The sequence below is a fragment of the Methanolobus sp. genome (assembly GCF_030682845.1).
Classification (GTDB): Archaea; Halobacteriota; Methanosarcinia; order Methanosarcinales; family Methanosarcinaceae; genus Methanolobus.
Window position 1 is genome coordinate 1 of sequence record NZ_JAUXNK010000049.1, and the last position, 26,204, is coordinate 26,204.

At 46.6% G+C, this 26,204-nt stretch carries 27 protein-coding genes and 1 pseudogene; 12 read left to right on the forward strand and 16 right to left on the reverse strand.

Annotation, left to right across the window (positions count from 1 at the left end):
- The 6 genes and pseudogenes from Q8J68_RS05600 to Q8J68_RS05625 all read right to left on the reverse strand — a co-directional run.
- Window positions 1-306: pseudogene (locus Q8J68_RS05600) on the reverse strand (hypothetical protein); the annotation flags it as partial.
- Between the two features lie 10 nt (window positions 307-316).
- A complete protein-coding gene (locus tag Q8J68_RS05605; RefSeq protein WP_305310554.1) occupies window positions 317-1,027 on the reverse strand; it encodes an ABC transporter ATP-binding protein in 711 nt (236 codons plus the stop codon).
- Between the two features lie 145 nt (window positions 1,028-1,172).
- Window positions 1,173-2,387 (reverse strand): ABC transporter permease, encoded by a 1,215-nt coding sequence (locus Q8J68_RS05610; RefSeq protein ID WP_305310555.1) that lies wholly within the window; start codon window positions 2,385-2,387, stop codon window positions 1,173-1,175.
- Between the two features lie 3 nt (window positions 2,388-2,390).
- A complete protein-coding gene (locus tag Q8J68_RS05615) occupies window positions 2,391-3,605 on the reverse strand; it encodes an ABC transporter permease (protein WP_305310556.1) in 1,215 nt (404 codons plus the stop codon).
- Window positions 3,606-3,616: 11 nt separating this feature from the next.
- Window positions 3,617-4,861, reverse strand: a complete 1,245-nt coding sequence (locus Q8J68_RS05620) for a COG1361 S-layer family protein (RefSeq protein ID WP_305310557.1) — start codon at window positions 4,859-4,861, stop codon at window positions 3,617-3,619.
- Between the two features lie 14 nt (window positions 4,862-4,875).
- Complete coding sequence (locus tag Q8J68_RS05625) at window positions 4,876-5,580, reverse strand: ABC transporter ATP-binding protein (protein WP_305310558.1); 705 nt, start codon at window positions 5,578-5,580, stop codon at window positions 4,876-4,878.
- A gap of 259 nt (window positions 5,581-5,839) precedes the next feature.
- On the opposite strand from Q8J68_RS05625, the gene Q8J68_RS05630 reads away from it, so the two are divergent.
- The 6 genes from Q8J68_RS05630 (at window position 5,840) to Q8J68_RS05655 (ending at window position 10,717) form a co-directional block, all read left to right on the forward strand.
- A complete protein-coding gene (locus Q8J68_RS05630; protein ID WP_305310559.1) occupies window positions 5,840-6,454 on the forward strand; it encodes a YIP1 family protein in 615 nt (204 codons plus the stop codon).
- The gene (locus tag Q8J68_RS05635) at window positions 6,451-7,743 is read left to right on the forward strand and encodes a COG1361 S-layer family protein (protein ID WP_305310560.1); all 1,293 of its coding nucleotides are present in this window, start codon (window positions 6,451-6,453) and stop codon (window positions 7,741-7,743) included. The genes Q8J68_RS05630 and Q8J68_RS05635 overlap by 4 nt, the downstream gene beginning before the upstream one ends.
- 11 nt (window positions 7,744-7,754) lie before the next feature.
- Complete coding sequence (locus Q8J68_RS05640) at window positions 7,755-8,441, forward strand: ABC transporter ATP-binding protein (protein ID WP_305310561.1); 687 nt, start codon at window positions 7,755-7,757, stop codon at window positions 8,439-8,441.
- The gene (locus Q8J68_RS05645) at window positions 8,428-9,603 is read left to right on the forward strand and encodes an ABC transporter permease (protein ID WP_305310562.1); all 1,176 of its coding nucleotides are present in this window, start codon (window positions 8,428-8,430) and stop codon (window positions 9,601-9,603) included. The genes Q8J68_RS05640 and Q8J68_RS05645 overlap by 14 nt, the downstream gene beginning before the upstream one ends.
- A 78-nt stretch (window positions 9,604-9,681) precedes the next feature.
- Complete coding sequence (locus tag Q8J68_RS05650) at window positions 9,682-10,314, forward strand: ABC transporter permease (RefSeq protein ID WP_370867607.1); 633 nt, start codon at window positions 9,682-9,684, stop codon at window positions 10,312-10,314.
- 202 nt (window positions 10,315-10,516) lie between these two features.
- Window positions 10,517-10,717 (forward strand): hypothetical protein, encoded by a 201-nt coding sequence (locus tag Q8J68_RS05655; protein ID WP_305310563.1) that lies wholly within the window; start codon window positions 10,517-10,519, stop codon window positions 10,715-10,717.
- Between the two features lie 266 nt (window positions 10,718-10,983).
- Here Q8J68_RS05655 and Q8J68_RS05660 read toward each other — a convergent pair whose 3' ends face one another.
- Both Q8J68_RS05660 and Q8J68_RS05665 read right to left on the reverse strand, forming a co-directional pair.
- The gene (locus Q8J68_RS05660; RefSeq protein WP_305310564.1) at window positions 10,984-12,153 is read right to left on the reverse strand and encodes an ABC transporter permease; all 1,170 of its coding nucleotides are present in this window, start codon (window positions 12,151-12,153) and stop codon (window positions 10,984-10,986) included.
- Between the two features lie 104 nt (window positions 12,154-12,257).
- Entirely contained in the window at window positions 12,258-12,884 is a 627-nt protein-coding gene (locus tag Q8J68_RS05665; protein WP_305310565.1) for a LysE family translocator, read from the reverse strand.
- 141 nt (window positions 12,885-13,025) lie between these two features.
- On the opposite strand from Q8J68_RS05665, the gene larA reads away from it, so the two are divergent.
- Window positions 13,026-14,264, forward strand: a complete 1,239-nt coding sequence (larA, locus tag Q8J68_RS05670; RefSeq protein ID WP_305310609.1) for a nickel-dependent lactate racemase — start codon at window positions 13,026-13,028, stop codon at window positions 14,262-14,264.
- Window positions 14,265-14,279: 15 nt separating this feature from the next.
- Here larA and eno read toward each other — a convergent pair whose 3' ends face one another.
- Window positions 14,280-15,554, reverse strand: coding sequence for a phosphopyruvate hydratase (gene eno, locus Q8J68_RS05675; RefSeq protein ID WP_305310566.1), 1,275 nt, complete (start codon window positions 15,552-15,554; stop codon window positions 14,280-14,282).
- 149 nt (window positions 15,555-15,703) lie between these two features.
- On the opposite strand from eno, the gene Q8J68_RS05680 reads away from it, so the two are divergent.
- Window positions 15,704-16,087: a transcriptional regulator gene (locus Q8J68_RS05680; RefSeq protein ID WP_015053200.1), complete on the forward strand. Its 384-nt coding sequence runs from the start codon at window positions 15,704-15,706 to the stop codon at window positions 16,085-16,087.
- Window positions 16,088-16,093: 6 nt separating this feature from the next.
- On the opposite strand, the gene Q8J68_RS05685 is transcribed toward Q8J68_RS05680, so the two are convergent.
- The 5 genes from Q8J68_RS05685 to nadC all read right to left on the reverse strand — a co-directional run bounded on the left by Q8J68_RS05685 (window position 16,094) and on the right by nadC (window position 20,768).
- A complete protein-coding gene (locus Q8J68_RS05685; RefSeq protein WP_305310567.1) occupies window positions 16,094-16,534 on the reverse strand; it encodes a PPC domain-containing DNA-binding protein in 441 nt (146 codons plus the stop codon).
- A 13-nt stretch (window positions 16,535-16,547) separates the two neighbouring features.
- Window positions 16,548-17,231, reverse strand: coding sequence for an ABC transporter ATP-binding protein (locus Q8J68_RS05690; RefSeq protein ID WP_305310568.1), 684 nt, complete (start codon window positions 17,229-17,231; stop codon window positions 16,548-16,550).
- A 145-nt stretch (window positions 17,232-17,376) separates the two neighbouring features.
- A complete protein-coding gene (locus tag Q8J68_RS05695) occupies window positions 17,377-18,483 on the reverse strand; it encodes a cell division protein FtsZ (protein WP_305310569.1) in 1,107 nt (368 codons plus the stop codon).
- A gap of 70 nt (window positions 18,484-18,553) precedes the next feature.
- A complete protein-coding gene (locus Q8J68_RS05700; protein WP_305310570.1) occupies window positions 18,554-19,813 on the reverse strand; it encodes a hypothetical protein in 1,260 nt (419 codons plus the stop codon).
- A 115-nt stretch (window positions 19,814-19,928) separates the two neighbouring features.
- Window positions 19,929-20,768: a carboxylating nicotinate-nucleotide diphosphorylase gene (gene nadC, locus Q8J68_RS05705; RefSeq protein ID WP_305310610.1), complete on the reverse strand. Its 840-nt coding sequence runs from the start codon at window positions 20,766-20,768 to the stop codon at window positions 19,929-19,931.
- Between the two features lie 135 nt (window positions 20,769-20,903).
- On the opposite strand from nadC, the gene Q8J68_RS05710 reads away from it, so the two are divergent.
- From Q8J68_RS05710 to Q8J68_RS05720, 3 genes are read left to right on the forward strand one after another with little or no spacing between them, the layout of a single operon-like run.
- On the forward strand, window positions 20,904-21,719 hold the full coding sequence (locus Q8J68_RS05710) for an aspartate dehydrogenase (RefSeq protein WP_305310571.1): 816 nt from the start codon (window positions 20,904-20,906) through the stop codon (window positions 21,717-21,719).
- Window positions 21,720-21,758: 39 nt separating this feature from the next.
- On the forward strand, window positions 21,759-22,679 hold the full coding sequence (gene nadA / locus Q8J68_RS05715) for a quinolinate synthase NadA (protein ID WP_305310572.1): 921 nt from the start codon (window positions 21,759-21,761) through the stop codon (window positions 22,677-22,679).
- A 20-nt stretch (window positions 22,680-22,699) separates the two neighbouring features.
- Window positions 22,700-23,551, forward strand: coding sequence for a geranylgeranylglycerol-phosphate geranylgeranyltransferase (locus Q8J68_RS05720; RefSeq protein ID WP_305310573.1), 852 nt, complete (start codon window positions 22,700-22,702; stop codon window positions 23,549-23,551).
- Between the two features lie 19 nt (window positions 23,552-23,570).
- Here Q8J68_RS05720 and Q8J68_RS05725 read toward each other — a convergent pair whose 3' ends face one another.
- Both Q8J68_RS05725 and Q8J68_RS05730 read right to left on the reverse strand, forming a co-directional pair.
- On the reverse strand, window positions 23,571-24,785 hold the full coding sequence (locus Q8J68_RS05725; RefSeq protein WP_305310574.1) for a methionine adenosyltransferase: 1,215 nt from the start codon (window positions 24,783-24,785) through the stop codon (window positions 23,571-23,573).
- Window positions 24,786-24,883: 98 nt separating this feature from the next.
- Complete coding sequence (locus Q8J68_RS05730) at window positions 24,884-25,594, reverse strand: RNA ligase partner protein (protein WP_305310575.1); 711 nt, start codon at window positions 25,592-25,594, stop codon at window positions 24,884-24,886.
- A 179-nt stretch (window positions 25,595-25,773) separates the two neighbouring features.
- Here Q8J68_RS05730 and Q8J68_RS05735 point away from each other — a divergent pair, with 179 nt between their 5' ends.
- Window positions 25,774-26,163 (forward strand): response regulator, encoded by a 390-nt coding sequence (locus tag Q8J68_RS05735; protein ID WP_305310576.1) that lies wholly within the window; start codon window positions 25,774-25,776, stop codon window positions 26,161-26,163.
- Window positions 26,164-26,204 lie beyond the last annotated feature (41 nt).

Below are 26,204 nucleotides of genomic sequence, written 5' to 3' on the forward strand. Positions count from 1 at the left end.
TACTGCTTTTTCAGGCGCCAGTATGCCAATGAATTTAACTGCGTTCTTATCGGAATTAAGAGAGAACGGATAATCAGGTTCTATCTTCAGGGAAACAGCATCCGCGCGGCCATAGCCTACGTTTTCTACTTTGATTCGGACATCCACATATTTACCTATCTCGGCAGGGTATGGGTCATAGTCCAGCACGTCCACTTTCAGATTTGCACCGGAACTTGCAGATACCGGTGTGAATAATGTAAATATCATTCCAAGGCAGATCAATGTGCCTATAATCTTTCTTATAGTATCGTTTATCTCAGTCATCAGAACCACTTCAGTTATTTTTTATATATCCGTCTTTTATGAGCACGACCCTGTCTACATATTTTTGCATTTCAGGGTCGTGTGTGATCATCACTATAGTGCAGCCTTTGCGATGCAATTCAGAGAAGATACCCAGTATTTCTTCACTGGTCTTTGAATCCAGGTTACCTGTAGGCTCATCGGCAAGGATAAGGGAAGGTTCATTTATCAGGGATCGGGCTATGGCAACTCTCTGGCGCTGCCCTCCTGAAAGCTCCGTTGGCCTGTGGTACATACGGTCATCAAGACCAACCAGCTTTAGCAGGTCCTTTGCCCTTTGCGGGGCATTATGGCCCTTTTTTGAATTGGAGTAGGTAGGAAGCAGCACGTTCTCGTATGCACTCAGCCTCGGTATGAGGTTGAAGCTCTGGAACACAAAACCGATCTCAAAACCCCGAAGTTCTGCAAGCTCGTTTTCAGAGACGGAACATGTGTCCTTCCCCATGAGCACGACCTTGCCGCTTGTAGGCCTGTCCAGGCATCCGATCATGTTCATCAGGGTGCTCTTGCCGGAACCGGATGGACCCATTATAGCAACAAATTCCCCTTTCTTCACGCAGAGATCGATCCCGTGGAGGATCGGGACTTCCATATCCCCCAGACGGTAGCTCTTCTTTAGATCGCAGATATCGATCACAACTGTGCTTTCTGAAACTGAACTCTCCAAGTTCTTGCCAACCATGCATATACCTCTAGTAACCAGTCGAAAAACTCGTCTATTTTTCGACAAGTTAGACTATTGTGGCTTAGTACTTAAGAGTTTCTATGAATCGTCAAGTAGGTCTAATTACAAAAAGAGTGCAACTAATAAAAAAGTGCAACTAACATTACTCATGCCTCAAGGCTTCCACAGGATTCAGACCGGCGGCCCTGCTGGCAGGATAGACACCTGCAACCAGGCCGACAATAACTGAGATGAAAAAGCCCAGGAAGATCAGGTACATTGGAAAGATGCGCGGGATATTCAGATAGGTCTCGACGATGAACGATCCTGCCATTCCAAGCAGGGTTCCCAGGATACCTCCTATCACACCTACAACAATGGATTCCAGCATGAAGAGTGTCAGGATGTCAGACCTGGCATAACCCAGGGATTTTAACAGACCGATCTCCTTTGTCCTCTCGGTCACAGTCACAAGCATGATGTTCATGATTCCAATAGAACCTACAAACAGAGCCACCAGAGCTATTATCGTTATCAGTATGGTAAGGGAATTGGAAAGCATGTCGAGTTGCTCCAGGATATCTGCCTGGTTGAATATGCGGTATGGCTTTGCATCCTCATTGTCAAGATCCCTCGCAGGGACACCGAGATTGCGGGCAAGACGCCTGTCCACTTCCTCAGACACCGACCTTACTGATTCCACGCTTGCAGTCTTTGCAGAAAAGCCGCTGTAGTCATCCACGCCCAGAATGTCGTTCATGGTCTGGATCGGGATATAGATGCTCACATCCCTGTCAGGCCCGCCTTGGACAAAAGTATTGTCCTCGCCTGTCAGTACGCCTTTGACCCTGAACTTCTGGGTCACGGTCGTACCGTCATTCCTGCGGAAAGTGATATCAACGTAATTCTTTACAGGGATACTCCTGCCAAATTTCTCTTCAGCTACATCTTTTCCAAGGACAGCCACATACCGGTCCTTGTCTGTGAGGAAACTGCCGGATTCCACACGCAGGTTGGATATTTCCTGCGCATCCGCACTCACTCCCTGGACATCTATCTGCCGCGTCGAGGAAAGATAAGTGACAGCAGCTGTTTGCTGATTGAAAGCCGAAGCTCCCACCACACCAGGAGTGTTCTTTATCACTTCAAGCTGAGCGTCATAGAAAATATTCACATCCTGGCTGTATATGATTATGAAATTGGAACCAAGCGAACCAAGTTCATCAGTGAAATACTGGTTGAAGCTGGCGCCAAGCGAGACATTGGCAACTACTGCTGCCACACCTATGATAATACCAAGCGTGGTGAGGGCTGAGCGCAGCTTTGCACTCTTGATACTTCCAAGCGCTATGACCAATGCCTGCCTGATATCTATCATATATTAGTCCTTCCTCAGTGCTTCGACCGGGTTCATCCTTGCCGCCTTATTGGCAGGATAAACACCTGCTATCAGACCAACACCTACAGCTACCACAAAACCAATAGCAATCTGTCCTATGGGGAAGATGTTAGGCAACTCAAGATAACTGTTCACCGCCAGAGCTGCGGTAACTCCTAGTACAACACCAAGCACACCACCTATCAGCCCCACTACCATCGACTCTATGATAAACAGCACCAGAACATCCTTTTTAGTAAAACCCAAGGCTTTCATCAGACCTATCTCCCTGGTCCTTTCAGCAACTGTCACCAACATAATGTTCATTATGCCGATGGAACCTACCATGAGCGAGATCAGTGCAACCGATATCAGAAGGGAGGTCAGGGCCATAGATAACTGCCCTGTTTGCTCCAGTATCTCAAGCTGATCAAAGAGCACATAGGGTTTTGCATCATCATTATCAAGGTCCCTGTTTGGCACCCCGAGGCTGCGCGCCAGACGCCGGTCTATCTCGTCCCCGGTGGTCCCTACAGCTTCAAGACTCTCGGCCTTGATGAAAAAACCTCCATAATAGCTGACCCCGAGTATCTCGTTCATGGTGGCGATAGGTATGAAAATACGAATCTCCGGTTCGACTCCGGTCTGCGCAAAAGTTGTATTGGGATCTTGTATCACACCTTTGACTATAAATTTCCGGGTGACTACGCCTCCGTCCTCACGCCTGAAGGTAATCTCGATAGGATTCTTGACCGATATCCTCTTATCGAACTTCTCGTTGGCCACATCCGCACCCAGCACAGCCACGTACCTGTCATTATCGTCCAGGAATTCCCCCGATTCCATTACTATATTGGCGACCTCATCGTAGTCCTCGTTCACTCCCTGGATGTCTATCTGCCGAGACGTGGAAAGATAGGTTACCCTCGCCATCTGCTGATTTATAGGAGATACCCCGACCACCCCCGGAGTATTGCTTATAAGTTCAAGCTGGTTATCAAAGAAGATATTAGTGTTCTGGCTGTAGATGACAATGAAATTGGACCCCACAGCACCGATCTCATCGGTGAAGTACTGGTTGAAGCTGGCACCAAGGGTAACATTAGCTATCACGGCAGCTACCCCTATGACAATACCAAGCGTTGTAAGGGCCGATCTGAGCTTGGAACTGCCAATACTTCCCAGCGATATACTGAATGACTGCCTCAGGTCCAACATTAACTCAGCACCTATTGCTTTTCCTTCCTTCGCTTATAAAGCATGTAGCCTCCGACGGCTATTGCTGCAAGCAACAGGAGAGCCAGTGCAATACCAAATCTGTTGTCCTCTTCCACAGAGACATTCCTGAGCTGCCGGACACCCACCTGACTTGAATGCTGGTTAGCTCCATTCCGATAGTCAGCGATTATGGTCAGGTTCCTCGGAGAAAGAGAATTGTTGTCTGAGGAAGTTGCCTGGAACTGGATGGTGAAGAGCTCATCCGGGTCCATTGAACCTATGAAATACTCCGAGGGGGAGAACTCAACGCCTTGCGCCTCAAGCCGTACGCTCACAGAGGAGAGCCTGTTGGGATGGATGTTCGCGACATCGAATTCAAGCTCGCCTGCACCATTCTCAAGAACAAGAGGGCTTGAAGGTATGACCCTTACAGAAGATGAGTCGATTCTTACCGGGATTCTCCAGCTGTTACTTAAGGCATGAGAATTTCCCACAACCACAAGGTTAAGATAATACGTGCCATCCTCGATATCATCGCTCACTCTGATATTGTAGGTGAGGTTCACGGATTCCCCCGGACCTATAACACCGCTGCTTTGATAGGTGCCTGTCATTACTGTTATACCGTCAGTGCTCTCAAGAGAAGCAGATTGTATCCTGGCATTGGTATCAAATTCCTCTCCCCCTATAACCACAGAGCCGGAGATGGCGGTGTTGGCTAAACTGAACCTGATAGTTCCTCTGTCACCGGGCATGAATACTTCTGGCTCCATGACAGGGCTCCCCATGATCTGCACACTGCCCCTGCTGTCAAAGGTAACCGAGCCGACTCTTATATCGAACTCTTTCTGGTACCATACACCTTCAGTACCTTCCTGGTACCACACTTCTATTGATTCGATGCCATCCCTTGCATTCTCATCAACAAAAAGACGGTACTCATGCACAGCTGCCCTACCCGGACTCAGCACCCCTGTGGTCTTGTCCGCATTCCCGGGAGAATCCAGAGTAAAAGGGTATTCAGGTACCATTCTTACTGAAACATCTTCTGCCCGTGAAAAGCCCCTGTTCTCCACCTTGACCCATACGGTCACATATTCCCCTATCTCGGCAGGAATTGGCTGGTATTGCAATATGCTGACATCCAGGTCTGCTCCGGTTGCAGCTGTACACGGAGAGCAAAACAATACAGTTAATAAGATGAGCCCAATCGCCCAGGTCGATATTCTCCACATTCTATGATAACTATATGACATCTGATATCTCCTCCTCAGGTTGCACCAATCACTCCGTCCTTTAGATGAACCACCCTGTCAGCATATTCCGCAAGATTGGGGTCATGGGTGATCATTATGATCGTCCTGCCTTTACTGTGAAGCTCTTCAAAAATGTTCATGATCTCCTTTCCGCTCTTTGAGTCAAGATTGCCGGTTGGCTCATCGGCCAGTATGAGAGAAGGGTCATTGATCAAAGCCCGTGCAATTGCCACCCTCTGTTGCTGTCCGCCGGAGAGCGCCGTGGGTTTGTAATTCATGCGGTCCTGCAATCCTACCAGCCCTATGAGTTCCTTTGCCTTCTTCCTGCCGTCTATTCCTTCCTTTTTGTTGGCATATGTCGGTAGCTCCACATTCTGAAGAGCACTAAGCCGGGGAACAAGGTTAAAGGTCTGGAATACAAAACCGATCTCAAAACCCCTGAGTCGTGCGAGTTCGTTATCTGTGAGCTGGTTGACGTCTTTTCCCATTATGAGGACCATTCCACAGGTCGGCCTGTCCAGACATCCTATCATATTCATAAGAGTGCTCTTCCCTGAGCCGGACGGGCCCATTATCGCGACGAACTCGCCCTTTTTCACGGACAGATCTATGCTTTTCAGGATAGGCACTTCCATATCCCCAACCTGATAACTTTTGCACAGGCTGACAAGTTCAATAACAGGCTCTCTTTTATCGATGGTTTCGCTTGACTCAGCCATAGTTATTCCCCGCACATAACACTGGATTCATCTTTCCGGGGTCTAAATATCCGGCCCGGAATGTCTTTACAAATTAATAAATGAAATAAACGATTACAGATAAAGAAGACATGTCTTAAAATATAAATTGTTGCTTTGGATTGAAGTTCTAAAAACATTAATAGCAAAATATAAATATATCTGTCGCCTAAAAGAGTTGGCTATTAATAGTCAAGTTTGAATATACACATATCAAACCTGATTTCGCGGAGGTAGAAATATGCTGGAAGTACTGACAGACCCAAACGGGTTTTTTAAAAGAAAAAATAATGAAGAGATTGAATTTAAAACGCCTTTGTTGATAATACTGCTGATGGCAGCGGTCGGGGCCATCACTGCTGTGATAGTGATGCAGAATGTGATAGGAGGACTTCCAGAGGAAGCCGCAGCTTTTGCCGGGATTGGAACAGTGTTAGCGGTAGTAGGTGCAGTAATTGGAACTTTTGTTATGTGGGCGGTTTACAGCGCAATATTTTACGTGATCTCCATGCTCTTCAACGGTGAAGGAAGTTTTAAAAGAGTAATGGAATTTGTATCATACGGATTTATACCTTCCATCATAAGTTCCATAATTTCTGCGATCTTTACAAGCAGGGCCTATTCTAACATTGACTTCACCGATCCAATGATCGCAGATACATTGCTCTCTGATCCAACCCTTCGGATTGCCGGGATAGTGGGAATAATTTTCATGCTATGGAGCGCGAATATATGGATATTTGCACTGGTCCATTCCAGGAATTTGTCTGTTAAGAATGCAGCAATTACCGTGGGAGTGCCTATACTGCTATACGTTCTTTATACATTATATACACTCAGGATATTTGGTGCATGAAAGTGAGAAATGTCTTCAGAACACTTGTTGCGGCCTTCCTTGTTATGGTCGTATTTTCCACTTTTTCCCTTGCAGCTACCAGCGAAGTCCGCCCGACGGTCACGCTGAGCTATGAGATCGAACCTGAAGTATTCATGCCGGGGGATACAGGCACAATCACTGTCATCCTGCAGAACATGGCCACCGGAGGGATGTACGTAACCGAGGATGCTAAAACACTGAGCATGAATGCGTACATCGCCAGTGCGACCATAGGCGGGAACGGTAATTTTGAGATACTTGACAGTGGCTACAGCAACATCGGCCTCCTTGGACCAAAGGACTCACTGAAGCTTTCCTTCAATGTCAAAGCAAAGAATAATGCTGCCTTAGGAACACATTTCCTGAATCTGCAGCTCATCGGCGGGAGCAATATGTACGACCTGAACTACAGGATCCCTGTCAAGGTTGATGACCGTGACCTGAAGATCATTCTGTCAGATGTACCTTCCACTCTTATGAACGAGGTTTCCACCATTAGTGTAGAAGTAGTTAACAGAAGGCCAAATGCAGTAACAAGCGTCATCATAAGTCCGGAATGCGAAGGTATGGTATTTACACCTTCCGAATATTTTATCGGGGCAATTCCTTCAGGAGAGAAATCAACTGCTACCTTCACGCTGAACACTATGTACAGCAGTGCGGAGAAAAGGGATATGTCCTTCACAGGATCCTACTTTAATGGTGACAACCTCCGCCAGACCGTTAAGACCACAAGAGAAGTGGAGGTCATTGAACAGCATTCCCTCATTTTTACATCGCTTGATGTGAGCAGAACAGGAAACCGATACACAGTCTCGGGAGACCTGAACAATTTCGGGACCACTGATGCAAGGAATGTGATGGTGTCTGTGGCGGAGTCTGACAATGTGGTACCTGCCCAGCCTTATGCAAGATATTATATTGGTACGCTTGAAGCGGATGATTTCAGCAGTTTCGAACTATCTGCACAAGTATTATCCAGTGATACCTCAAGCATACCTATCGTTATCGAGTTCAGGGACCCAAATAATGCATACATGTCGGTTCGGGAGAACATCCCAATTGGCAGTAACACCCTTACTTCTGCTTCCACCAGTGCAGAGGACATGGACAGCCCGATGCTCCTCTGGGCAGTGGCAGGAATACTTGCTATCGGAATAACTGCACTGATCTATAATTCATGGAAGAAGCGCAAGGAAGATGAAGGCAGTTTGCAACCTGAAGAAGAAGAAGAAGAGGAAGACGATGGGGAGATCCTTGACTCTTGAAAGGTGCCAACATGCCAGAAACCATTGCAGACATCAGAAAAGTGACAAAGATCTACACTCTGGGCGAGAATAAGATATATGCCCTTAACAAGGTGAGCGCAAAGATAGAGAAGGGAGATTTTGTCACCATAATGGGCTCTTCGGGCTCCGGTAAGAGCACCCTCCTTAATATGCTTGGCTGTCTTGACCTGCCCACAAGCGGAAAAGTGCTGATCAATAATACAGACCTTTCTAAACTCGATGATGAAGGGCTTACCTCCCTCAGAAGGAACAATATCGGCTTTATTTTCCAGCAATTCAATCTTATCCAGACCCTTACAGCTGTGGAGAATGTGGAAATCCCCATGATATTCAACGGGGCTTCTCCCGGAAAACGTAGAAAGAGAGCACTGAAGCTGCTACAGAGAGCCCAGCTTCCACCGGAGTATGCTGATCACAAGCCCAATGAACTATCAGGAGGGCAGCAGCAGAGGGTCGCAATAGCCAGGGCCCTTGCAAATAACCCCACGATACTGCTTGCTGATGAACCCACAGGTAACTTGGACTCTAAGACAGGACACGGTGTCATGGAGCTCCTCAGGGAACTCAACCAGGCAGGCACCACCGTGATAGTGGTCACCCATGATCCCAGGATGGAAGAGTATTCCCGAACTACTATAAGGCTGCAGGACGGAGAGGTCGTTAATGAGAATCCCTGATCCCCTGAAGAACAACATGTATGCAGAACTTGCCAGAAGAAACCTTAAAAGGCAGGCAGTCCGCACGGTACTTGCAGCTATCGGCATCATCATAGGGGTTATAGCAATATCCTCAATGGGAATACTTGGTAACAGTCTGAAACTCTCAGTCACGGATTCCTTTTCAGATATCGGGGATAAGATCATAGTTTCGCCAGTTCCCGGAGAGGATTTTATTACAGACAAGCAGGTAGATCAGATCAAAAAGGTCAGTAACATCGAAAGTGTAATACCTGTGATATCCGGCGGGGAGATAGTCGAATACAAAAAAGGCGGAACCACTATACAGTATTATGTTGCAGTCTATGATATAAAGAAGGATGATCTGGATAAACTTGCCGACCTCCAGGAGGGCCGCCATTTCAAACCGGGGTCCACTGAATGCGTGGTGGGTTCCAGCATAGCGAAGAACCTGGATCTTAAGCTCGGTCAGAAGATTGAGATAGATGGCTCAAATTTAAGAGTTGTCGGAATACTCAAGGAGAGAGGACTTGGATTTGATATCAATACAGACAGCGGAGTTTTCACGTCCTCCGAAATGTATGGAAAATTATACCCTGACGCAGATGAAGGTTATGGTACGGTCATAGTTATAGTGAAGGATATCGACAAAATAGATAGTGTTATGAAGGATATCAAGGAACGTATCAACAAAAAAGATGAGCTTGTCACAGTCTTTGCCACGAACTCAATAACCGAAAGCCTTGACAGTGTCTTCAAGTCCATTTCACTTTTCCTAATGGGCATAGGCTCTATATCATTGCTTGTTGCAGGTGTGAGTATACTTAATGTGATGCTCATGTCCACCATGGAGCGGACAAAAGAGATTGGCATTATGAAAGCTGTGGGGGCCTCAAGGAGAGATATACTGAAGATGTTCCTGCTAGAAGCATTGTTCCTCGGGGTCATAGCCAGCACTGCAGGAGCGATATTAACCATTGGAGGAAGTTACCTCATAATGTCCCTGCTCGTCAAGAACACTTCATACCTGTTCACACTTTCCAGCATGTTCTACGTAGTGGAGGGTTTCTTTTTCGGGATAGCCACAAGCCTTCTTGGCGGCATGTATCCTGCGTGGAAGGCTTCAATGATGAGACCGCTTGACGCACTCAGGTACGAATGAGGAGCTTAAAACCCCTAAGGTTGTTTTCCTGGCCTAAGGGGCTCAGTTCCCAATGCAAACACGCTTTCACTTCAAGTTGTGGCTATTTACGATACCGGCACGCCTGTTAATGAAAGTTTGACATACACATCCCTTGAGACCGCCCAGAACTTCTATGGCACCCGGGATGTCATCAATGGCATCTACCTGAGACTGGAAGATTTTAACCGTGACAGGGAGATAGCTTCCATCCTAAGGGAAGAAGGATACAGGGCAACAGGCTGGACCGTGAACAATCCGGACATTCTGCGTACCCTGGCAATTGAAAGAACATCCAACAACATCACACTGGGATTTATCCTCCTGATAGCATCCTTTGGGGTTGTGAGTACCTTGAACATGGTAGTGATGAGCAAGATCAAGGAGATAGGTATCCTCATGGCCATGGGTGCGAACAGGTCCGGCATCAGACTCATCTTTTTGATTGAAAGTGGAATACTTGGACTTACTGGGGCTCTGCTGGGAACGCTTGCCGGGATTGCCATCGCTCTTGCCATAGGAGGTTATCCTCTTCCGGAAGGGGTGTACGGGATCACTACAATACCGGTGCTGATACGTCCCGGCGATGTTATCTGGATAATAGCCATCGTCTTCCTGCTCAATCTGATAGCCGGCATCTATCCCGCACAGCGCGCCGCCAGCCTTGACCCTGTTAAGGCCATCTCCAGATAACGGGAATCTGAAGCGCTGTGTCACAGCACAATGCAAGCTTTATTCATCTTGTGCGGCCTGAAGAAGGGAAGTCGATTCCCTCAAACCTGCAAGTGCATAATTTCCTTTTGTGCAGGAGGTAGAGAGCAGATTTGAATAAGGCATAGAGCCGGAAGTAGAAAGAGAAAAAGGATTTTGAGAAGAATCCTCCTATGTAAATTATGTGTTTATCGTCCCGGACAGAATCATCGATAAACCTTACGACACCATCAAAGTGATTCCTGTCGAGGACATCCCCCTGATGCATGGCAGGACCTATAACAATGACGTCGGTTTCCATGCCATCCTAGCTCAGGCTTTTATCAATGAAACCGTAGTTGAAGAGTACGGGTATGGGAGAGATGAACTCAGTTTTGAATTGTGACCCATCCTTTCGGTATTTAAGGAAGCTGTATTTAGGAGTCTCGATCACAATCCTCATAGCAGCGTATTAGCGTGCTATATAGAAAAAGGCTATCATTTTAGAAGCGAACGGGGAAGGATTGAATGCACAGGTTATTGGTGCTGGTATTGTGGAGAGTACTAGAAACCCGTTCGCATATATACAAATGACATCCCGATATATATACTTTCGTATACGTACGAACAAAATGCCCTGCTTACTCATCCTGTTAAAACTGGAAATTTAAATCATTCACTTTCGATAGCTTCAACAGGATCCAGCCTGGAAGCTCTTCTTGCAGGATAGATTCCAGCTGCTAAGTTGATAATGAAAGAGAATACGATAGCATAGATGAAATTGCTCACTTCAAGGCTTAGAGGGAGCGTTGTCAGCCCAAAATACACCTCACTGGGCAGGTCTATTTGGTAATTCGAGAGCAATACAACTCCAATGTATCCCAGGATACAGCCCAGCAATACACCCATAGTGCCCAAGATGAGTGATTCCAGCAGGAAGATGTTAGTTATATGCCTTCTGGAAGTGCCCATAGCCATCAGCATGCCTATCTCCCTCTTTTTTTCCGCAACCACGGTAATAAGAGTATTCGCAACACCAAAACCGGCTATGAGATAGATAAGTCCGTAATATAGCCAGACAATGACCATCTGCGTGTTTAGCAGTTCCAGGATATCCCTGTTGGCTTCTTCCCAGCTTACCGCATCCAAGCCCGTGGATTCTTCGATAGATCCGGATATTGTCTCTGCCTGGTACGGGTCGTGGGTACGTACGTTTATGCTGCTTGCAATCCCGCTCCCTCCAAAGAAGGACTGGGTGGAATCAAAGCGCGCATATGCAAGGGTCTCATCCGTAGGTGTACCGGTGTGAAATATACCGACTACTTTGTATGACATAGGACTTGCTGTGGGTGTCACTGCAGAAACGGTATCCTCTACTTCGACTCCAAGCTCTTCTGCGAGCCTGTTTCCAAGAACTATCCCGTTATTACTTCTTGAAAGAGTGGAGAAGCTTCCTTCAACAATGTCTTCGCTGATGCGCATGACAGCATCTTCTGCCACGGGATCTATCCCATAGAGCTCAACGCCCTGGGCCCTGTCTCTGTATTGCAGCGCAGCCTGCCCTGCGAATACAGGTGAAACAGCTAAAACCCCTTCAGTATTAAGAATCTGCTCTGAATAGTGTCTGTAGAAATGTATGTATTCCGTGGTGTCTTCCATGGGGGTTACGACAATGTGAGGTGAGCTCTCTACTGTAAGTGATACCAGCTCGTTCGTGAATCCAGACATAAGAGACATCAGCACTACAATAACGCCTATGGCGAGAGCTACAGCAAATACAGCGAAGAATGTTAGTCTTTTGCGTGCACTGATGTGCCGAAGGGCTATATCCAGTTCGTACATCTGTCCCTCTCTTACCCAGCCTAATGATTATTTGAGTATCTGGCTATAATATGTTTTGCATGTAGGAACTATACAGTAAATTCAAAGGTCCGCAAGTACATATCTCATCTTTGGGAAAGCGCAAGTTCAAGGCCGATAATCATAAAGACGCCTGCTTTTGTGCGATTGACATATTTACCGATACCGGGCCTTCCTATCAGCCTTGTGCCAATATGCCCTGCAAATACAGAGACCAGGAAGAATATAGCCAATGCCTGGACAAGGAACACACATCCCAGAAAGACCATCTGCAGAGGAACATTCCCGGCCCCGGCGTTCACGAATTGAGGCAGGAAAGCAAGGAAGAAAATGGACACTTTGGGATTGAGCAGGTTCATGAAGACGCCTCTTTTGTAAAGCAAAAGAGCACCGTATTCCCGTTCAGACACCGAGGATATGAACCTGTCACCTTCCTGAATGGCCCTGAAAGCAAGATAGAGCAGGTAGACAGCGCCTGCATACTTCAGGACTGTGAAGGCAAGGGCAGATTTATAGATTATGGCAGAAACACCCAGCGCAGCCGCAGTCGTGTGGAACAGCAGACCGGTGCAAAGGCCGCAGGCTGTAGCTATTCCGGCCCCTTTGCCTGAGGATATGCTCTGCGTCAGCACAAAAATAATATCCGGGCCCGGAAGCAGTGTGAGAGCTGCAGAGGCTGCAATAAAATACAGTAGCTGTGCGGGTTCTATCAATAGTTCACCTTGTCCTTATCTTTAACTCTGCTCTTGAATTGCTCAAGCCAGATGTATGAGACGAAATGCTATAAATAAAACTTCCTATTATGAACTATCCTGAGACAAGATACCAGCGGAGGAAATTCTATCAGAATACCGATACCTTATGGAAAAGATTTCATTGACCTTGACGTGCAAATCCCCCACGAGGTCATTGCACCCAACCAGGTGGATGTGGAGAATGAATCAGAGATCATCAATGAGGCTTTGAAGAATCCCATTGGAACAGGATCACTTGAGGACTTCATAAAGAGCAGTGATAAAATTCTGATACTGGTAAATGATGCCACCAGGCCAACACCCACGGCAAAAGTACTCCTTAAAATGCGCGATATCCTGCGAAGTCACGGAGATGTACGATTCCTTGTCGCAACCGGTGCGCACAGAGGACCTACCGAGGATGAGGCAAAATACATTTTTGGAGAGGTTTACGATGAATTCAGGGACAGGATCTTCGTGCACGATGCCCGCAGGGATGCGGATATGGAATTCCTGGGTATCTCAGGCAATGGCACTGAAATGTACCTCAATAAGATGGTGAATGAAAGCAGGAATATCATTGTCATCGGAAGTGTGGAGCCTCACTATTTTGCAGGTTATACGGGCGGAAGGAAAGCATTCCTGCCGGGCGTGGCATCATACAGGACCATCGAAATGAACCATAAACACGCACTCTCCGAAGCTGCCCAGCCCCTGGCCATCAAAGGGAACCCTGTTGCAGAGGATATGAATGATGCTATGAAAGTGCTTAAGGACCTTAACATATTCTCCATACAGACTGTCCTCACGGCAGACCACGGACTCTATGCCATGCTTGCAGGCGATCTTTTCAAATCATTTGATGCTGCAGTTGAGAAGGCGAACGAGGTTTTCTGTGCCAGTTGCAGCCGCAAAGGCAATATAGTGCTTACAGCCGCACCTTACCCCATGGATATTGACCTCTACCAGTCTCAAAAGGCATTGGAGAACGGCAAGCTGGCACTGGAAGACGGCGGGATAATAATCCTTGTATCCAAATGCAGGCAAGGAGTGGGTGATGACGCGTTTTTGAACTTGCTATGCTCTGCAAATACATGTGAGGATGTGATGTGCAGGATAGAGGAAGGTTATAAGCTCGGATACCACAAAGCTGCCAAGATGGCGCAGATTGGTGTGTATGCAGAGATGTGGGCTGTATCAGAACTTGATGATGCAACGCTCAGAAAGGCAAAATTGCAGCCACGCAAGAATATACAGGAAACATTTGACAATGCAGTTGCAGAGATAAAGAGTCAGGGAAAAGAACCATATGCAGTGATCCTGCCACAGGGTAGCCTGACCGTTCCGCTCCTGAAGTGAAAATATAAAAAAGATTTAAAGCTGCATGTAACGTGCAGCTTCACCCAGGTCTTCTTCTATCCGCAGGAGCTGGTTGTACTTTGCAGTCCTTTCACTTCGTGCGGGGGCTCCTGTCTTGATCAGGTCTGCAGATATCGCAACTGCTATATCCGCGATAGTGGTGTCTTCAGTTTCTGCCGAACGGTGGCTGACGACCACACTATAACCATTGCGCACTGCCATGTTCGCAGCGTCAAGAGCTTCGGAAACAGAGCCTATCTGATTGACCTTGAGCAGGAGAGCATTGCCTGCACACATCTCTATACCCTTTGCAAGGCGTGATACATTGGTCACGAAAAGGTCATCACCTACGATTATAGTTTCCCAGGCCTCTGTTGTGAGGGTTGCGAAATCCTCGAAGGATTCCTCATGGAAGGGGTCCTCGATAAGTAGTATGGGGTATGTCTCTATGAGTTCAAGGTAATAATCAACCATCTCGCCTGGTGTAAGTAATTTCCCGTCGATGGAATAGTTCTGCCCGTCAAAGAACTCTGATGCTGCAGCGTCAAGACCAAGAGATATCTCAGATTCCGTGTAGCCGGCCTCTTCAATGGCAGTGATAAGAGCATCGAGGGCATCTGCGGTCATCTCAAGCGGAGGAGCATAGCCGCCCTCATAACCCACATTCAATGCTGATGCACCGTATTTAGATTTAAGGACTTTTCCGAGTGCATGATAGGTTTCCACACCCATACGAAGGGCTTCGGAATATGTGTCAGCACCTTTTGGCTGGATCATGAACTCCTGTATGGAAAGTTCATTGCCTGCATGCTTTCCACCATTGATGACATTCATAGTGGGAACAGGAAGAGTATAGGCATTGACACCACCAAGATATCTGTAGAGGGGCACACTGAGCGAGTCAGCAGCTGCTTTTGCAACGGCCATCGAGACTCCCAGTATTGCATTGGCGCCAAGCTCCATCTTATTGTCAGTACCATCCAGGGCAAGCATCAGGCCATCGATCTCACGCTGGTTCCTGACATCCATTCCCAGAAGCTCACTTTCAATAGTAGTGGCCACGTTGTCAACTGCATCAAGAACACCTTTTCCACCATAGCGTTCTTCCTTATCACGCAGCTCCAGAGCTTCATGAGTTCCGGTAGAAGCACCTGATGGCACACTGGCCCTCCCAAAACCACAGGAAGTACGAACGTCTACTTCAATAGTCGGATTACCTCGTGAATCCAGGATCTCACGTGCATGGATCTTCTCAATCCTATATTTATTATCCTCGCTAATATACGCCATCCTATTCCACCTTTGAATTATACATCTACTTCGCAATTACCGTATATATCGTTACCGTTCATTGGGAAGTTTTGGCGCTCGTGAAGATATTTGCAAACTCAATTATATCTACATAAATTATATAAACATACAAGTATTATAGTCTATAAATGAAAACTGATCATACCAGTCTTTTAACAGGTAAAGGGCACGAGATCATAGAATTACTACAGGGTCTGGATGTACCAAGGACAGAAGCCATATGCATAGCATGCCTTGTCTGCGGAAAAGAGCTCACATCCCAGAACATAGAGCAAGCTTCAGGTCTCAGGCAGCCGGAAGTAAGCATCGCAATGCGTCCCTTAAGGGAAAGAAAATGGATAGAGGAACGCAACGAGAAAAAGAACAGCGACAAGGGCAGGCCTGTAAAGTACTATACACTTGTCGTGCCCTTTGAACAGATCGTTGGGACTTTTGAGAATGGCGTCCTGAAAAGAAACAGGGAAATAGCAGAAGCCCTTGAACATCTCAAAGAGCTTAGTGCAAACAGTTAGATTTGATCATTTGCTGAATCTCACGGGCGCAAAGCCCCTGCTTGCATCAAAGATCCTTTCAGCAGTAATACCTGTAAGTTCAAGGATAAATACTTCCGCGACCATGAATATCTCACTTTTACCACGCATGCAGCCTACTTTAGGTTCCGCACCCCTTCCAGCAGCAGCATGCAGATGTATCTTTGGCTGGCCGTTCTCTGAAAAGATATTCCCCACGCCCAATACCTCATGCACATCCTGGAAACCGGCCCACTGGACCTCAGGTGGAATTTTATTTTCCTTAGGCCCGACAACAAGACTGGCTTCCTTAACAGCACCAAGTAAAACAAACATGGCAGCTTTTATGTTTTCATTCCTTGCAAGATTCTCCAGTTCATGGAGCAGGTCGTCACCGTGATCCATCCGAACCACGAAAACCCTTCCTATTGATCCTTTAGTATATTCCATGGAAGCACCCCTGTTAATCCTCGTATATCTTCCCTTCAACCAGCCGGATTATACGGTCTGTCTTCTTTGCCATCTTCTCATCATGTGTCACCAGAATGAATGTCTGCCCCTTCTCATGGTTCAGCTCTCTGAGCAAATCGTATATCATATCACTTGATTTTGTATCAAGATTGCCGGTAGGCTCGTCCCCTATAACTATGCCCGGATTGTTAGCAAGCGCTCTTGCAACAGAAACTCTCTGAGCCTGTCCTCCTGAGAGCTGGCTTGGCAGGTGATCCATTCTTTCAGCCAGCCCCACATCCTTAAGTATACCTGAAGCTACCTCTCTGGCATCTTTCTTATTGGCCCCGGCTATCAGCAAAGGCATCATTACATTCTCAAGTGCGGTGAAATCAGGCAACAGGTGATGATACTGAAAAACAAAGCCAAGGATCTCATTTCGCGCCTTTGAACGTTCCTGTTCGGACATTTCAGTTACAACGCGGCCATCTATGGTGATAGTACCCGAAGTTGGTGTGTCAAGTATACCGATCATATGCAAAAGAGTACTTTTTCCCGAACCAGAAGGGCCTATTATGGAAAGGAATTCACCTCTCTGAATGTCGAGGTCTATGCCGTCAAGGGCGCGTACCTCTACACCGCCAGGATAGACTTTGGAGAGATTCCTTATTTCGATGATACTGGATTTGTCATTCATAACCGATCAAGGATTTTAAACTACATTTGAGCTTACACTATTTCAATGTATTCAAAGATAATGATAACAGAAAGCGCAGAGATGACACAAATGAAGGTTTGGAGTCAGAGACTCCTGCAGGGAGGAAAACACTGCTGAAAAAGAATCAATAGGATGGGTCCATGCCATCTATCTGTGAGAAGGCCTTATCCAGCTCTTTCATACTATCAACTCTTTCTTTTTTCTTCTTTTCGTAATTGATGGCTTCCACAGCTATGGCGTACAGTTTCTCAAGCTCAACTGCAGACTCAAGAGTGAGCACGGTGAGCACCTGCGGCAACTCATCGTTGCGCACAATGATCCCTTTGAACACCTGACCTACACTGCTTGACAGCTTTTCAACCTCAGAGGAGACTTCATCGATGCTCATGTATTTCCGGTCACCCCTGATAATGATCATCGACCTGCTTGCCTCTTGGTAGGCGTCTGTAGAGAAAAGCAGTCCTTCTGGAGAGAGAGCCTTCTTTATAACAGCCCTGATGGGCATTTCCGAATCTGCTTCATAGAAGCCGATAGTTGCAATCCCAGCACCGCCACTCATTACTGTTTTGAAATCACCCAGATCAGTCACCATCATCATTTCACTGTCCAGTGCATCAAGCAGGAACAAGAGCCGCCTGGCGATCATATCGTTAATCCCATTATAGGCTGACTCCACATTCCCGCCCATTTGTTTGAGGAACTGGTTGTCAGCAAGGATAATGCCGTCGGTGCCGCTTTCACGCAGATCTTTCAGGCAGAAGGCAGCATTTTGCAGATAAAGTGTTCCTTCTTCCCTGAAAGGCAGAACAACAATTGCATAAATGGGATAATTACACTTTTGCTTTAGTTCTTTTATCAGCATCGGTGTAAAAGAGGAGCCTGTTCCTCCCGAAGCAGAGGTGATAACAAAAGCAACATCAAAATTCCCTCGTTCCTGGATGTTCTTCATAATGAGGGTCTTGTTGTCCTCAAAGACATGTTTGCCCACATTCCGGTTGGCACCGACTCCATGCAGATGGGGGGTGTGTATGCGGTCCTTCGCCTTGGTGAAACTCATTTCCTTGAGGTCGTTCACCGCAGTGTTGATAGCAATTGTCTGGACGTTACTTTTATATTTTTGATGAGCCAAGTATTTAGCAAAGCGGCTCTTGGTGCCAAAAGCGTCCCTGTTGATAGCATCAAGAATACGGTTTCCGCATTGTCCGTTCCCAATTATTAGTATATTGAGCAAGAGAGTCCTCCTATGATAAGTATAATAGTAATATAATAAATCTTGTGCTCAGCATTTTCCAGTAACTGTATCAGAACTTGTACTGCCTGTGCCTGTAGAATAACCAGCCTGCTACAGCCCCGATCACAAGCAAAGGAGCCAGATACACATAAACGGGCTGCTCAAGCAGATGATCATATTTCCCCTTCTTGACATAGATAGCATTGGTCACAGAAGTTGAGCTGGCAACTTGAGAAGTAGGATTTATCCCGTCGCTGAAACGGTAAGAGTTTTGGGTTGACAGTGTATAGGTACCTTCATCCATAGCCTTCAGATTGAAAGATATCTCTTTTTCCTGCTGAACACCGAAAGACTCCAGATAGATGGTCGGCACGCCTGAGATAATCTCAATAGCAGAATCGCCGCCGGAATATTTCAGGCCTGTGGGAACTGCCAGATTCACCGTAACAGCGCTTGCCGAAGACTCACCGATGTTCTTTATCCGGATAGTTCCCTGAAGGTTACCCCTTCGGTCAACAGTATACTTATCAACCACCAACGTGACATCGAGATTGGCTTTCTTACTACTGTCCTCGACTATTATAGTAGGCGTATTAGAAGATGCCTGAGGCAGGTCATCCCCTATACTGTTGGAATAGATAGCAGTAGTGGGATTTAAAACAAATGTCCCGGGTTCCGTCGCTTTCAAACTGTATGCATAAATAAGTCGAGTCTCACCTTTTTTAATTACAGTCTGTCCAGAAGGAGATATCAAAGTCTGCTGCAATACGAACTTAGCAGAAGTAGGGTCAGAAAAAAGGACTTTTTCAGCGTCACCATCTCCACTGTTTGTTACTGATACTTTTACATTTATGACGTCCCCTACCATAATACTATCTGCGTCAACTGTTTTGGTAATTTCAAGGACAGGAGTTTTGGGAAAAACTGCATTTTTATGGCCACCTTTAACTTCACCCAATGTTTTACTATTTATAAAACTTCCATCCGTGACGGTGATCAACAGTTTAGCGCGGAGAGCTATGCCAGAATGTATGGAGATTAAAGTTACTTCTACATCTTCGCCTTCAACTGTGAATTTGAAGGAGCTACCTACCGATACGAACTTATCGTGTGTTGGAGTGGCACTTTCACCTTCAAATACATAAATAGTTGCAGCTCCATGTTCAGAGAAGACCTCAGCTACGTCGATAACATAATTGTTTATCTGAAATCCATCGCCCTCTAATAGAGTATCATTAAACAATATTTTTCCCGAGGCACTGCCTGCTGATATCAGTAGCAGGAGTACAGCCAGCGAGATGAAAGTAAGTGTTTTTCCAAAATGCTTCATGTTCCCTCAAACAGTTAGCCATTAACAAACTCTGGTTCCGTATAAGCCGAGAAATATGCGGCGGTTAATATAAAGCTTGTGTTATGTAATCATTAGATGTATGAACTAATATCTATTAAATCTTGCTCTTTTGATTGGAAAATTCAAGGCTGATATCTATCCATCTGGCCTGATGTATAAGTGAGCCCATGGAGATCACATGGACGCCTGTTCGTGCATAAGCTTCAATGTTATCAGGCCCGATACCCCCGGAGACCTCGATGATAATATGCCCGGGGATTACTGCTCTTTTCAGGCTGGCCATAGTATCCGCGACCTGATGCGGATCCATATTATCCAGCATGATGATATCCGCCCCAAGAGCCGCAGCCTGAAGTGCATCGTCACCTGACTCGACCTCAACTTCTATCTTCTGGGTAAAACTTGCATTTTTCCTTGCAGACATTATGGCAGCCTCGATGCCCATCATCTTGACATGATTATCCTTTATCATGACAGCATCCGATAGGTTGAACCTGTGAGGGTCGCCACCGCCCGCAATGACAGCAAGCTTCTCATACTTGCGCAGACCCGGAGTGGTCTTTCTTGTACATGCAACCCTCGCATTTGAGATACGTGCGACACTATCCACGCACCTGCGCGTCAATGTTGCAATACCGCATAAGTGACCCAGGAAGTTCAGAACTATGCGCTCGGCCCGGAGTATGGATACTGAACTGCCACTTAGTGAAAAAATAGTGCTGCCCCCTGCAATCCTATCCCCGTCTGCGCAACTGCTCACGGCACTTATTCCGAGATAATCAAAAAAGGATCTTGCAACATCCACTCCAGCCATGACACAGTCTTCTTTTGTGAAAATAATGGCTTCGACTTCCCGGTCAGGAACAAGGGTACAGGAAACATCATTGTACCCAAGGTCCTCCGCTAGAAAATATTCTATATCAGTGATGAGCATCCTTTCTTTCACAGTGGGGTAATTATCTTCAATGGATTTATATTCTTCCGGATGCAAGGAAAACCTACTTAAGTAATCAATGTAAGCAGTGGAGTAAAAATATCTGTCAATGTATGCGATTTCATGGTGTGAAGAATGCTCAGGATAGGAGTGATAGGCTGCGGGACCATCGGCAAAGGGATATGCAAGGCCATAGATGACGGAGCTGTGAAAGCCGAACTTGTTGCAGTCTATGACAGGAATACCTGCGATGCCGAGAAACTAAAGGGGCAGTTCAATAGATGCAAGCCTGAATTCATGGAAATCGCCGAGATGGTGCAAAATATAGACCTGCTGGTGGAATGTGCCTCGCAGGAAGCGGTCTATGACGTCGTTCCGCTTGCACTCATCTCTAAGTGTGATGTGATGATATTGAGCGTCGGAGCTCTTGCAGATGAGGAACTACGCCGCAGAATAGAGGATCTGGCTACTGAAAACAGTTGCAAGGTATATATCCCATCCGGGGCCATTGTCGGCCTCGACGGACTGAAATCCGCGTCTATTGGAGAAATATACTCCGCTACCATCACAACCAGAAAGCCTCCACGCGGACTTGTCGGTGCACCATTTGTCATCCGCAACAACATAGACCTTGACAGGATAAATGCTCCTACCGTACTGTTCGAAGGTCCGGCAAGCGAAGCAGTCAAGGCTTTCCCGGCAAACGTCAATGTAGCAGCCACTTTAAGCGTTGCAGGCATAGGATTTGAGAAGACAGAAGTAAGAGTAATTGCCGATCCGACGATCACACGCAATATACACGAAATCACAGTGGTGGGCTCTTTCGGAGAATTTGCAACAAAAGTTGAGAATGTCCCCTCCCCTTCAAACCCTAAGAGCAGCTATCTTGCACAACTGTCTGCAATAGCGACTTTGAAGAAGATATCGAGCCCTTTTCAGATAGGGACCTGAAAATCCGCCAGACTTATTGAATAAATTTCTAGTGATCCCATGCAGGATATAAGAAAAACCATTGAAAGGATCAATGAACTAAAGCATATGCGCAATGCTGTCATCCTTGCCCATAATTACGAAAGGGGTGAAATCCAGGATGTAGCTGATTTCACAGGCGACTCCCTTGGTCTCAGCCAGCAGGCAGTGCAGCAGAAGGCAGATGTTATAGTATTTTGCGGAGTGCATTTCATGGCAGAGAGCGCTGCCATCCTGAGCCCGCACAAAACCGTTCTGCTGCCAGAGCTCCATGCGGGATGCCCTATGGCATCAATGGTGACTGCCGGCGCTATGCGTGAAGAAAAGAAGAAATATCCAGAAGCTGCTGTTGTCTGTTATGTCAATTCTACTGCAGAGGTCAAAGCAGAGAGTGATATCTGTTGCACCTCGGCAAATGCCATCGAGGTCGTCAACTCCCTTAATGAAGAGGAAGTGCTCTTTGTTCCCGACAGGAATCTTGCAGATTATGTGGCAAGGAACACTGATAAAAGAATAATCCCATGGAATGGACACTGTCCCACACATAACCAGATACTTGTAAGCGATATGATAAAAGCCAGGAAAGCGCATCCTGATGCAGAAGTGCTTGCACACCCGGAATGTCGCAGAGAGGTCCTTGACCTGTCAGATAAGATATACAGTACCACAGGAATGCTGGATCACGCCGGCAGATCAGCAACTAAGGAGTTTATTGTTGCAACTGAAAAAGGCATCCTTCACAAACTGGAAAAGGATAATCCTGGCAAGAAATTCTATAGTGCATCCGATTTCGCTGTATGTCCCGATATGAAGGCCATAGACCTTGATGCCCTTTTGCTCAGCCTTGAGAAGATGCAGCATATAATATCTGTTCCGGAAGATGTGAGAGTCAGGGCAAAGCTTGCACTTGACCGCATGCTTGCGATCAAAAGGAACAGATAGAGAGCGGAGCTTAACAAAAAATGAAGGCATATCTGGAACTGATGCGTTATGGCAATTGCATCATGGCTGCGATTGCTGCATCCATAGGGGTTTTTATTGCATACAATATTCTGTCAGTGAATACTCCGGGTAGTTTGCCATTCCCTTTCTACGGATCTGCTCTTGTATTTCTGACTGTTTTCCTGGTGACCGGAGCCGGGAACGCCATCAATGACCATTATGATGTTGAGATAGACAGGATTAACAAACCCAAAAGACCGATACCTTCAGGAAGGATTGGCACCTCTACAGCTCTTTATTTCTCACTTGCATTATTTGTAGCGGGTACGGTCAGCGCGTTCATGATAAACATTCCCTGTGGAATTATAGCTATTTTCAACTCCTTGCTCCTGATATATTATGCAAAGAGCCTCAAGCGCACGGCTTTCCTTGGAAATCTGGCTGTGGGCTACCTTACCGGATCGACCTTCCTCTTCGGAGGAGCAGTATTCTTTGAAAGAGGCGGGCTTGAAAGCGTTTTCGTGTTATTCCTGCTTGCAACTCTTGCAACAGTTGCCAGAGAGATAGTCAAGGATATAGAAGACATGGATGGCGACATGAAGGACGGCGCAAACACTCTCCCAATAGCTATCGGCGCCAGAAAGGCGGCTTATATTGCAGCATCCATAGGCCTTGTCGCTGTGCTGGCAAGTCCGCTGCCTTACTTGCAGTCCCTTATGAGTACCAGGTATCTTTTCCTCGTAGCTATCGCTGATCTGCTGTTCGCGATTGCAGTCTATGAGATACTGTTAAAGGATAACCCTGCCGGATCGTCCCGCCTGTTCAAGATGGCAATGGCCTTTGCACTGCTATCCTTCCTTGCCGGGGCCTGACTGACATAGCTGGCTCGGTTCAGTACAGAGAGACCATTCCCCTTGCAAGCTCCATGGTGAACCGCTGAATATTCTCCAGCTCGGTATCTATTACTTCTTTGACTTCTTCCCTGACAGAATCAACAGAACCTTTTTTCATGAGTATCTGGGCTGCTGCGACCTTTGGCTGATCGATAGCGACACCGATGTCACTCAAAAGCCACACATACGCCTCCTCCACATCAGGCACACTGGTATATATCCGGTCTGCAATGCGATGTGAGAGTATATTGTATATCTTGCCCACATGGCTCACCGGGTTCTTGCCAGCCGCCGCCTCACTGCTTGCCGGGCGGTTAAGAGAGATTATACCGTTGACACGATTGCCACGGCCCACCTGCCCGCAATCTGCATCCTCGGCTGAAGTCCCTGTAACAGTAGTATAGATACCTTCCAGACCGCGCCCGGGAACGTCAAGGTTGTTCAGTTTGAGAGATGTGTTAAGTGAGACTTTATTCTCTTCCAGATAACCTGATATGTAAGCCTGTATGGAATCTATCAGATCATCCTTCATGCGGAAGTAATGTTCTTCAGATTCTACAAAGCTGTCTATAAGAGGCATGGCTACGGTCATGTCAAAGCTCTTTCCCCTCCTGACTCCCATCACCTTTATATCTTCACCTGACTCCGGATATTGTTCCTTGAATGTGGAAGAGTTAAGATGCTTTTCCGTATCTAACACCATCCTTTCAGTGAAGGAGAGGGGCGCATATCCTACAGCTGCAGAAGTATCATTGGCTCCCAGGAGCTCTCCACCCCTCCTGAAAATATCTGTCAGTTCCGAGGAACCTGGTTTTAGTTCCACCTGGTAGTCCACATGTTCAGGCTTGACAAAGCGAAGATTCTCATCGAACCATCTGGTGGCCGTATCGATAGCTATGCCGCATACATCTATCTCCTCTCCTTCTGCCTCGAAGGTAGCGCGGTCCCCGATAACCAGGAGCATGGGATTCACAACCATCCCGCCTCCAAAGATGCCCGCTACCTCCCCGGCCACTAGCAGGCACTTGTCTGTATTATGGTGAAGTATGGTGCCAAAACGCTCCAGATATTCCCCGGACAGGTTCACCGATATCCTGTCCATCACAGCATCGCATATACTGTCAGGGTGCCCTTTTCCTTTCCTCTCTACTATCTCCAGGTCCTGCGCAGCCGCACAGGATGCCCTGAATTCCTCTACTGATATATTCCTCATTTCTTTACCCCCCATGTAACCCCTACATGTTTTCCTATTAGCGCGAATGTGGTCCTGATACAATGGCCGGCGGGCGTATCAGGGTTTCAAGCAAGCGATCATATATCCGATTCCTTATCCCAGGATAGATTTGCTACTGATGCGTGCTCCATGTATTCCTGCAGTATCATAGGAAATGTGCTTGCTGGAACAAACCTCACCCCAAGTTCTTCCGCCCATTTCTGTATCCCAAAATCACTTGCCACTACCGCTGCTTCCAGTTCCCTGGCAAGGATTAGCACGTCAATGTCCGGAGCACTGTCAAGAATTCCATAGCGCAGAGCACTTCGATATTTGTTCCTGAACTTACCGATATGGACCCCGATGACACCTCTCTCGACATCAGCCTCAATATCTTTCTTGTTATCTGCTTTTGTCGGGATGAGCAGGCAATCGGTGGATGACTCCCATATGGTTTCCTCGGCTATTACCATTCCTTTGTTGATGCGCTCCCTCATGTGCGAGACATATTCATGGAAAACTTTGGATGGGATCTGCACGTTATACCTGTCCGGAGCCTTTTTCACCAGCCATGTATCGATCTTTGCTATGACATCGGCATCACAGCCATTGTTCTGTGCGAAATCACGCAGCTCATTGTACACGGATGGGAAGGGCACATAACAACTGATACCAAGCTTCAGGCGTGCAGATGCTATCAATTCCAGCACTTTCCTCATCCCGTCGCACATACCCGCAACATTAAGCTTTTCGCGGGCCTGCAGATCGGTGAGTGCGGTAGTATCCAGAACAAAACGTTGCCTTAGCATATAAACCCCTGAGCAGATCACAGGTTTTGTTTAAGCTTAACCTGCTATTAATAAAGGGAATCCCAGGCTTAAGTATTTTTGGTAGTCCCCGGTAATCTATACATTATAAAATGGGAGTAGATTACAATAAATATATATACATACCTATTTAAACTATTATCAAAACTATCAGGGATAAAATGACAAAAGTACTGGTTGTTGAAGATAATCTTATGAACATGGAGCTTGTCACCTTTATTCTGACAGCCGGCGGCATTGATGTCACACAAGCTTTCGACGGACCTGAAGCACTTGACAAGATAAAGGAAAAAACATTTGACCTTATACTCCTTGACATCCAACTCCCGGGAATGGATGGGATCGAAGTTATCCGGAACATAAATACAGATAAGGTAGTCCTGAATACACCTATAGTTGCATTGACAGCCCATGCGATGCAGGGAGATGAACAAAAGTTCATCGATGCGGGATGCGTCGGGTATATCTCAAAACCGATAGATATCTCAACCTTTGTAGAGAGAGTAAACTCATACATAGCAGGCGGAGGAGCAAAACCTGAAGATACGTAACAGGACAATTGTAATCCTTGCAACCACATTCATCTGCCTGT

What these genes read in the sequence shown, in the direction of transcription:
- Q8J68_RS05605 (WP_305310554.1), bottom strand. Translation starts at nt 1,027, where the DNA reads ATGGTTGGCAAGAACTTGGAGAGTTCAGTTTCAGAAAGCACAGTTGTG.
- Q8J68_RS05610 (WP_305310555.1), bottom strand. Translation starts at nt 2,387, where the DNA reads ATGATAGATATCAGGCAGGCATTGGTCATAGCGCTTGGAAGTATCAAG.
- Q8J68_RS05725 (WP_305310574.1), bottom strand. Translation starts at nt 24,785, where the DNA reads ATGAGGAATATATCAGTAGAGGAATTCAGGGCATCCTGTGCGGCTGCG.
- Q8J68_RS05620 (WP_305310557.1), bottom strand. Translation starts at nt 4,861, where the DNA reads ATGTCATATAGTTATCATAGAATGTGGAGAATATCGACCTGGGCGATT.
- Q8J68_RS05680 (WP_015053200.1), top strand. Translation starts at nt 15,704, where the DNA reads ATGAAAACTGATCATACCAGTCTTTTAACAGGTAAAGGGCACGAGATC.
- eno (WP_305310566.1), bottom strand. Translation starts at nt 15,554, where the DNA reads ATGGCGTATATTAGCGAGGATAATAAATATAGGATTGAGAAGATCCAT.
- Q8J68_RS05645 (WP_305310562.1), top strand. Translation starts at nt 8,428, where the DNA reads ATGAGAATCCCTGATCCCCTGAAGAACAACATGTATGCAGAACTTGCC.
- nadA (WP_305310572.1), top strand. Translation starts at nt 21,759, where the DNA reads ATGCAGGATATAAGAAAAACCATTGAAAGGATCAATGAACTAAAGCAT.
- Q8J68_RS05685 (WP_305310567.1), bottom strand. Translation starts at nt 16,534, where the DNA reads ATGGAATATACTAAAGGATCAATAGGAAGGGTTTTCGTGGTTCGGATG.
- Q8J68_RS05730 (WP_305310575.1), bottom strand. Translation starts at nt 25,594, where the DNA reads ATGCTAAGGCAACGTTTTGTTCTGGATACTACCGCACTCACCGATCTG.
- Q8J68_RS05690 (WP_305310568.1), bottom strand. Translation starts at nt 17,231, where the DNA reads ATGAATGACAAATCCAGTATCATCGAAATAAGGAATCTCTCCAAAGTC.
- Q8J68_RS05710 (WP_305310571.1), top strand. Translation starts at nt 20,904, where the DNA reads ATGCTCAGGATAGGAGTGATAGGCTGCGGGACCATCGGCAAAGGGATA.
- Q8J68_RS05625 (WP_305310558.1), bottom strand. Translation starts at nt 5,580, where the DNA reads ATGGCTGAGTCAAGCGAAACCATCGATAAAAGAGAGCCTGTTATTGAA.
- Q8J68_RS05700 (WP_305310570.1), bottom strand. Translation starts at nt 19,813, where the DNA reads ATGAAGCATTTTGGAAAAACACTTACTTTCATCTCGCTGGCTGTACTC.
- Q8J68_RS05640 (WP_305310561.1), top strand. Translation starts at nt 7,755, where the DNA reads ATGCCAGAAACCATTGCAGACATCAGAAAAGTGACAAAGATCTACACT.
- Q8J68_RS05660 (WP_305310564.1), bottom strand. Translation starts at nt 12,153, where the DNA reads ATGTACGAACTGGATATAGCCCTTCGGCACATCAGTGCACGCAAAAGA.
- Q8J68_RS05635 (WP_305310560.1), top strand. Translation starts at nt 6,451, where the DNA reads ATGAAAGTGAGAAATGTCTTCAGAACACTTGTTGCGGCCTTCCTTGTT.
- Q8J68_RS05630 (WP_305310559.1), top strand. Translation starts at nt 5,840, where the DNA reads ATGCTGGAAGTACTGACAGACCCAAACGGGTTTTTTAAAAGAAAAAAT.
- Q8J68_RS05735 (WP_305310576.1), top strand. Translation starts at nt 25,774, where the DNA reads ATGACAAAAGTACTGGTTGTTGAAGATAATCTTATGAACATGGAGCTT.
- nadC (WP_305310610.1), bottom strand. Translation starts at nt 20,768, where the DNA reads ATGCTCATCACTGATATAGAATATTTTCTAGCGGAGGACCTTGGGTAC.
- Q8J68_RS05615 (WP_305310556.1), bottom strand. Translation starts at nt 3,605, where the DNA reads ATGTTGGACCTGAGGCAGTCATTCAGTATATCGCTGGGAAGTATTGGC.
- Q8J68_RS05720 (WP_305310573.1), top strand. Translation starts at nt 22,700, where the DNA reads ATGAAGGCATATCTGGAACTGATGCGTTATGGCAATTGCATCATGGCT.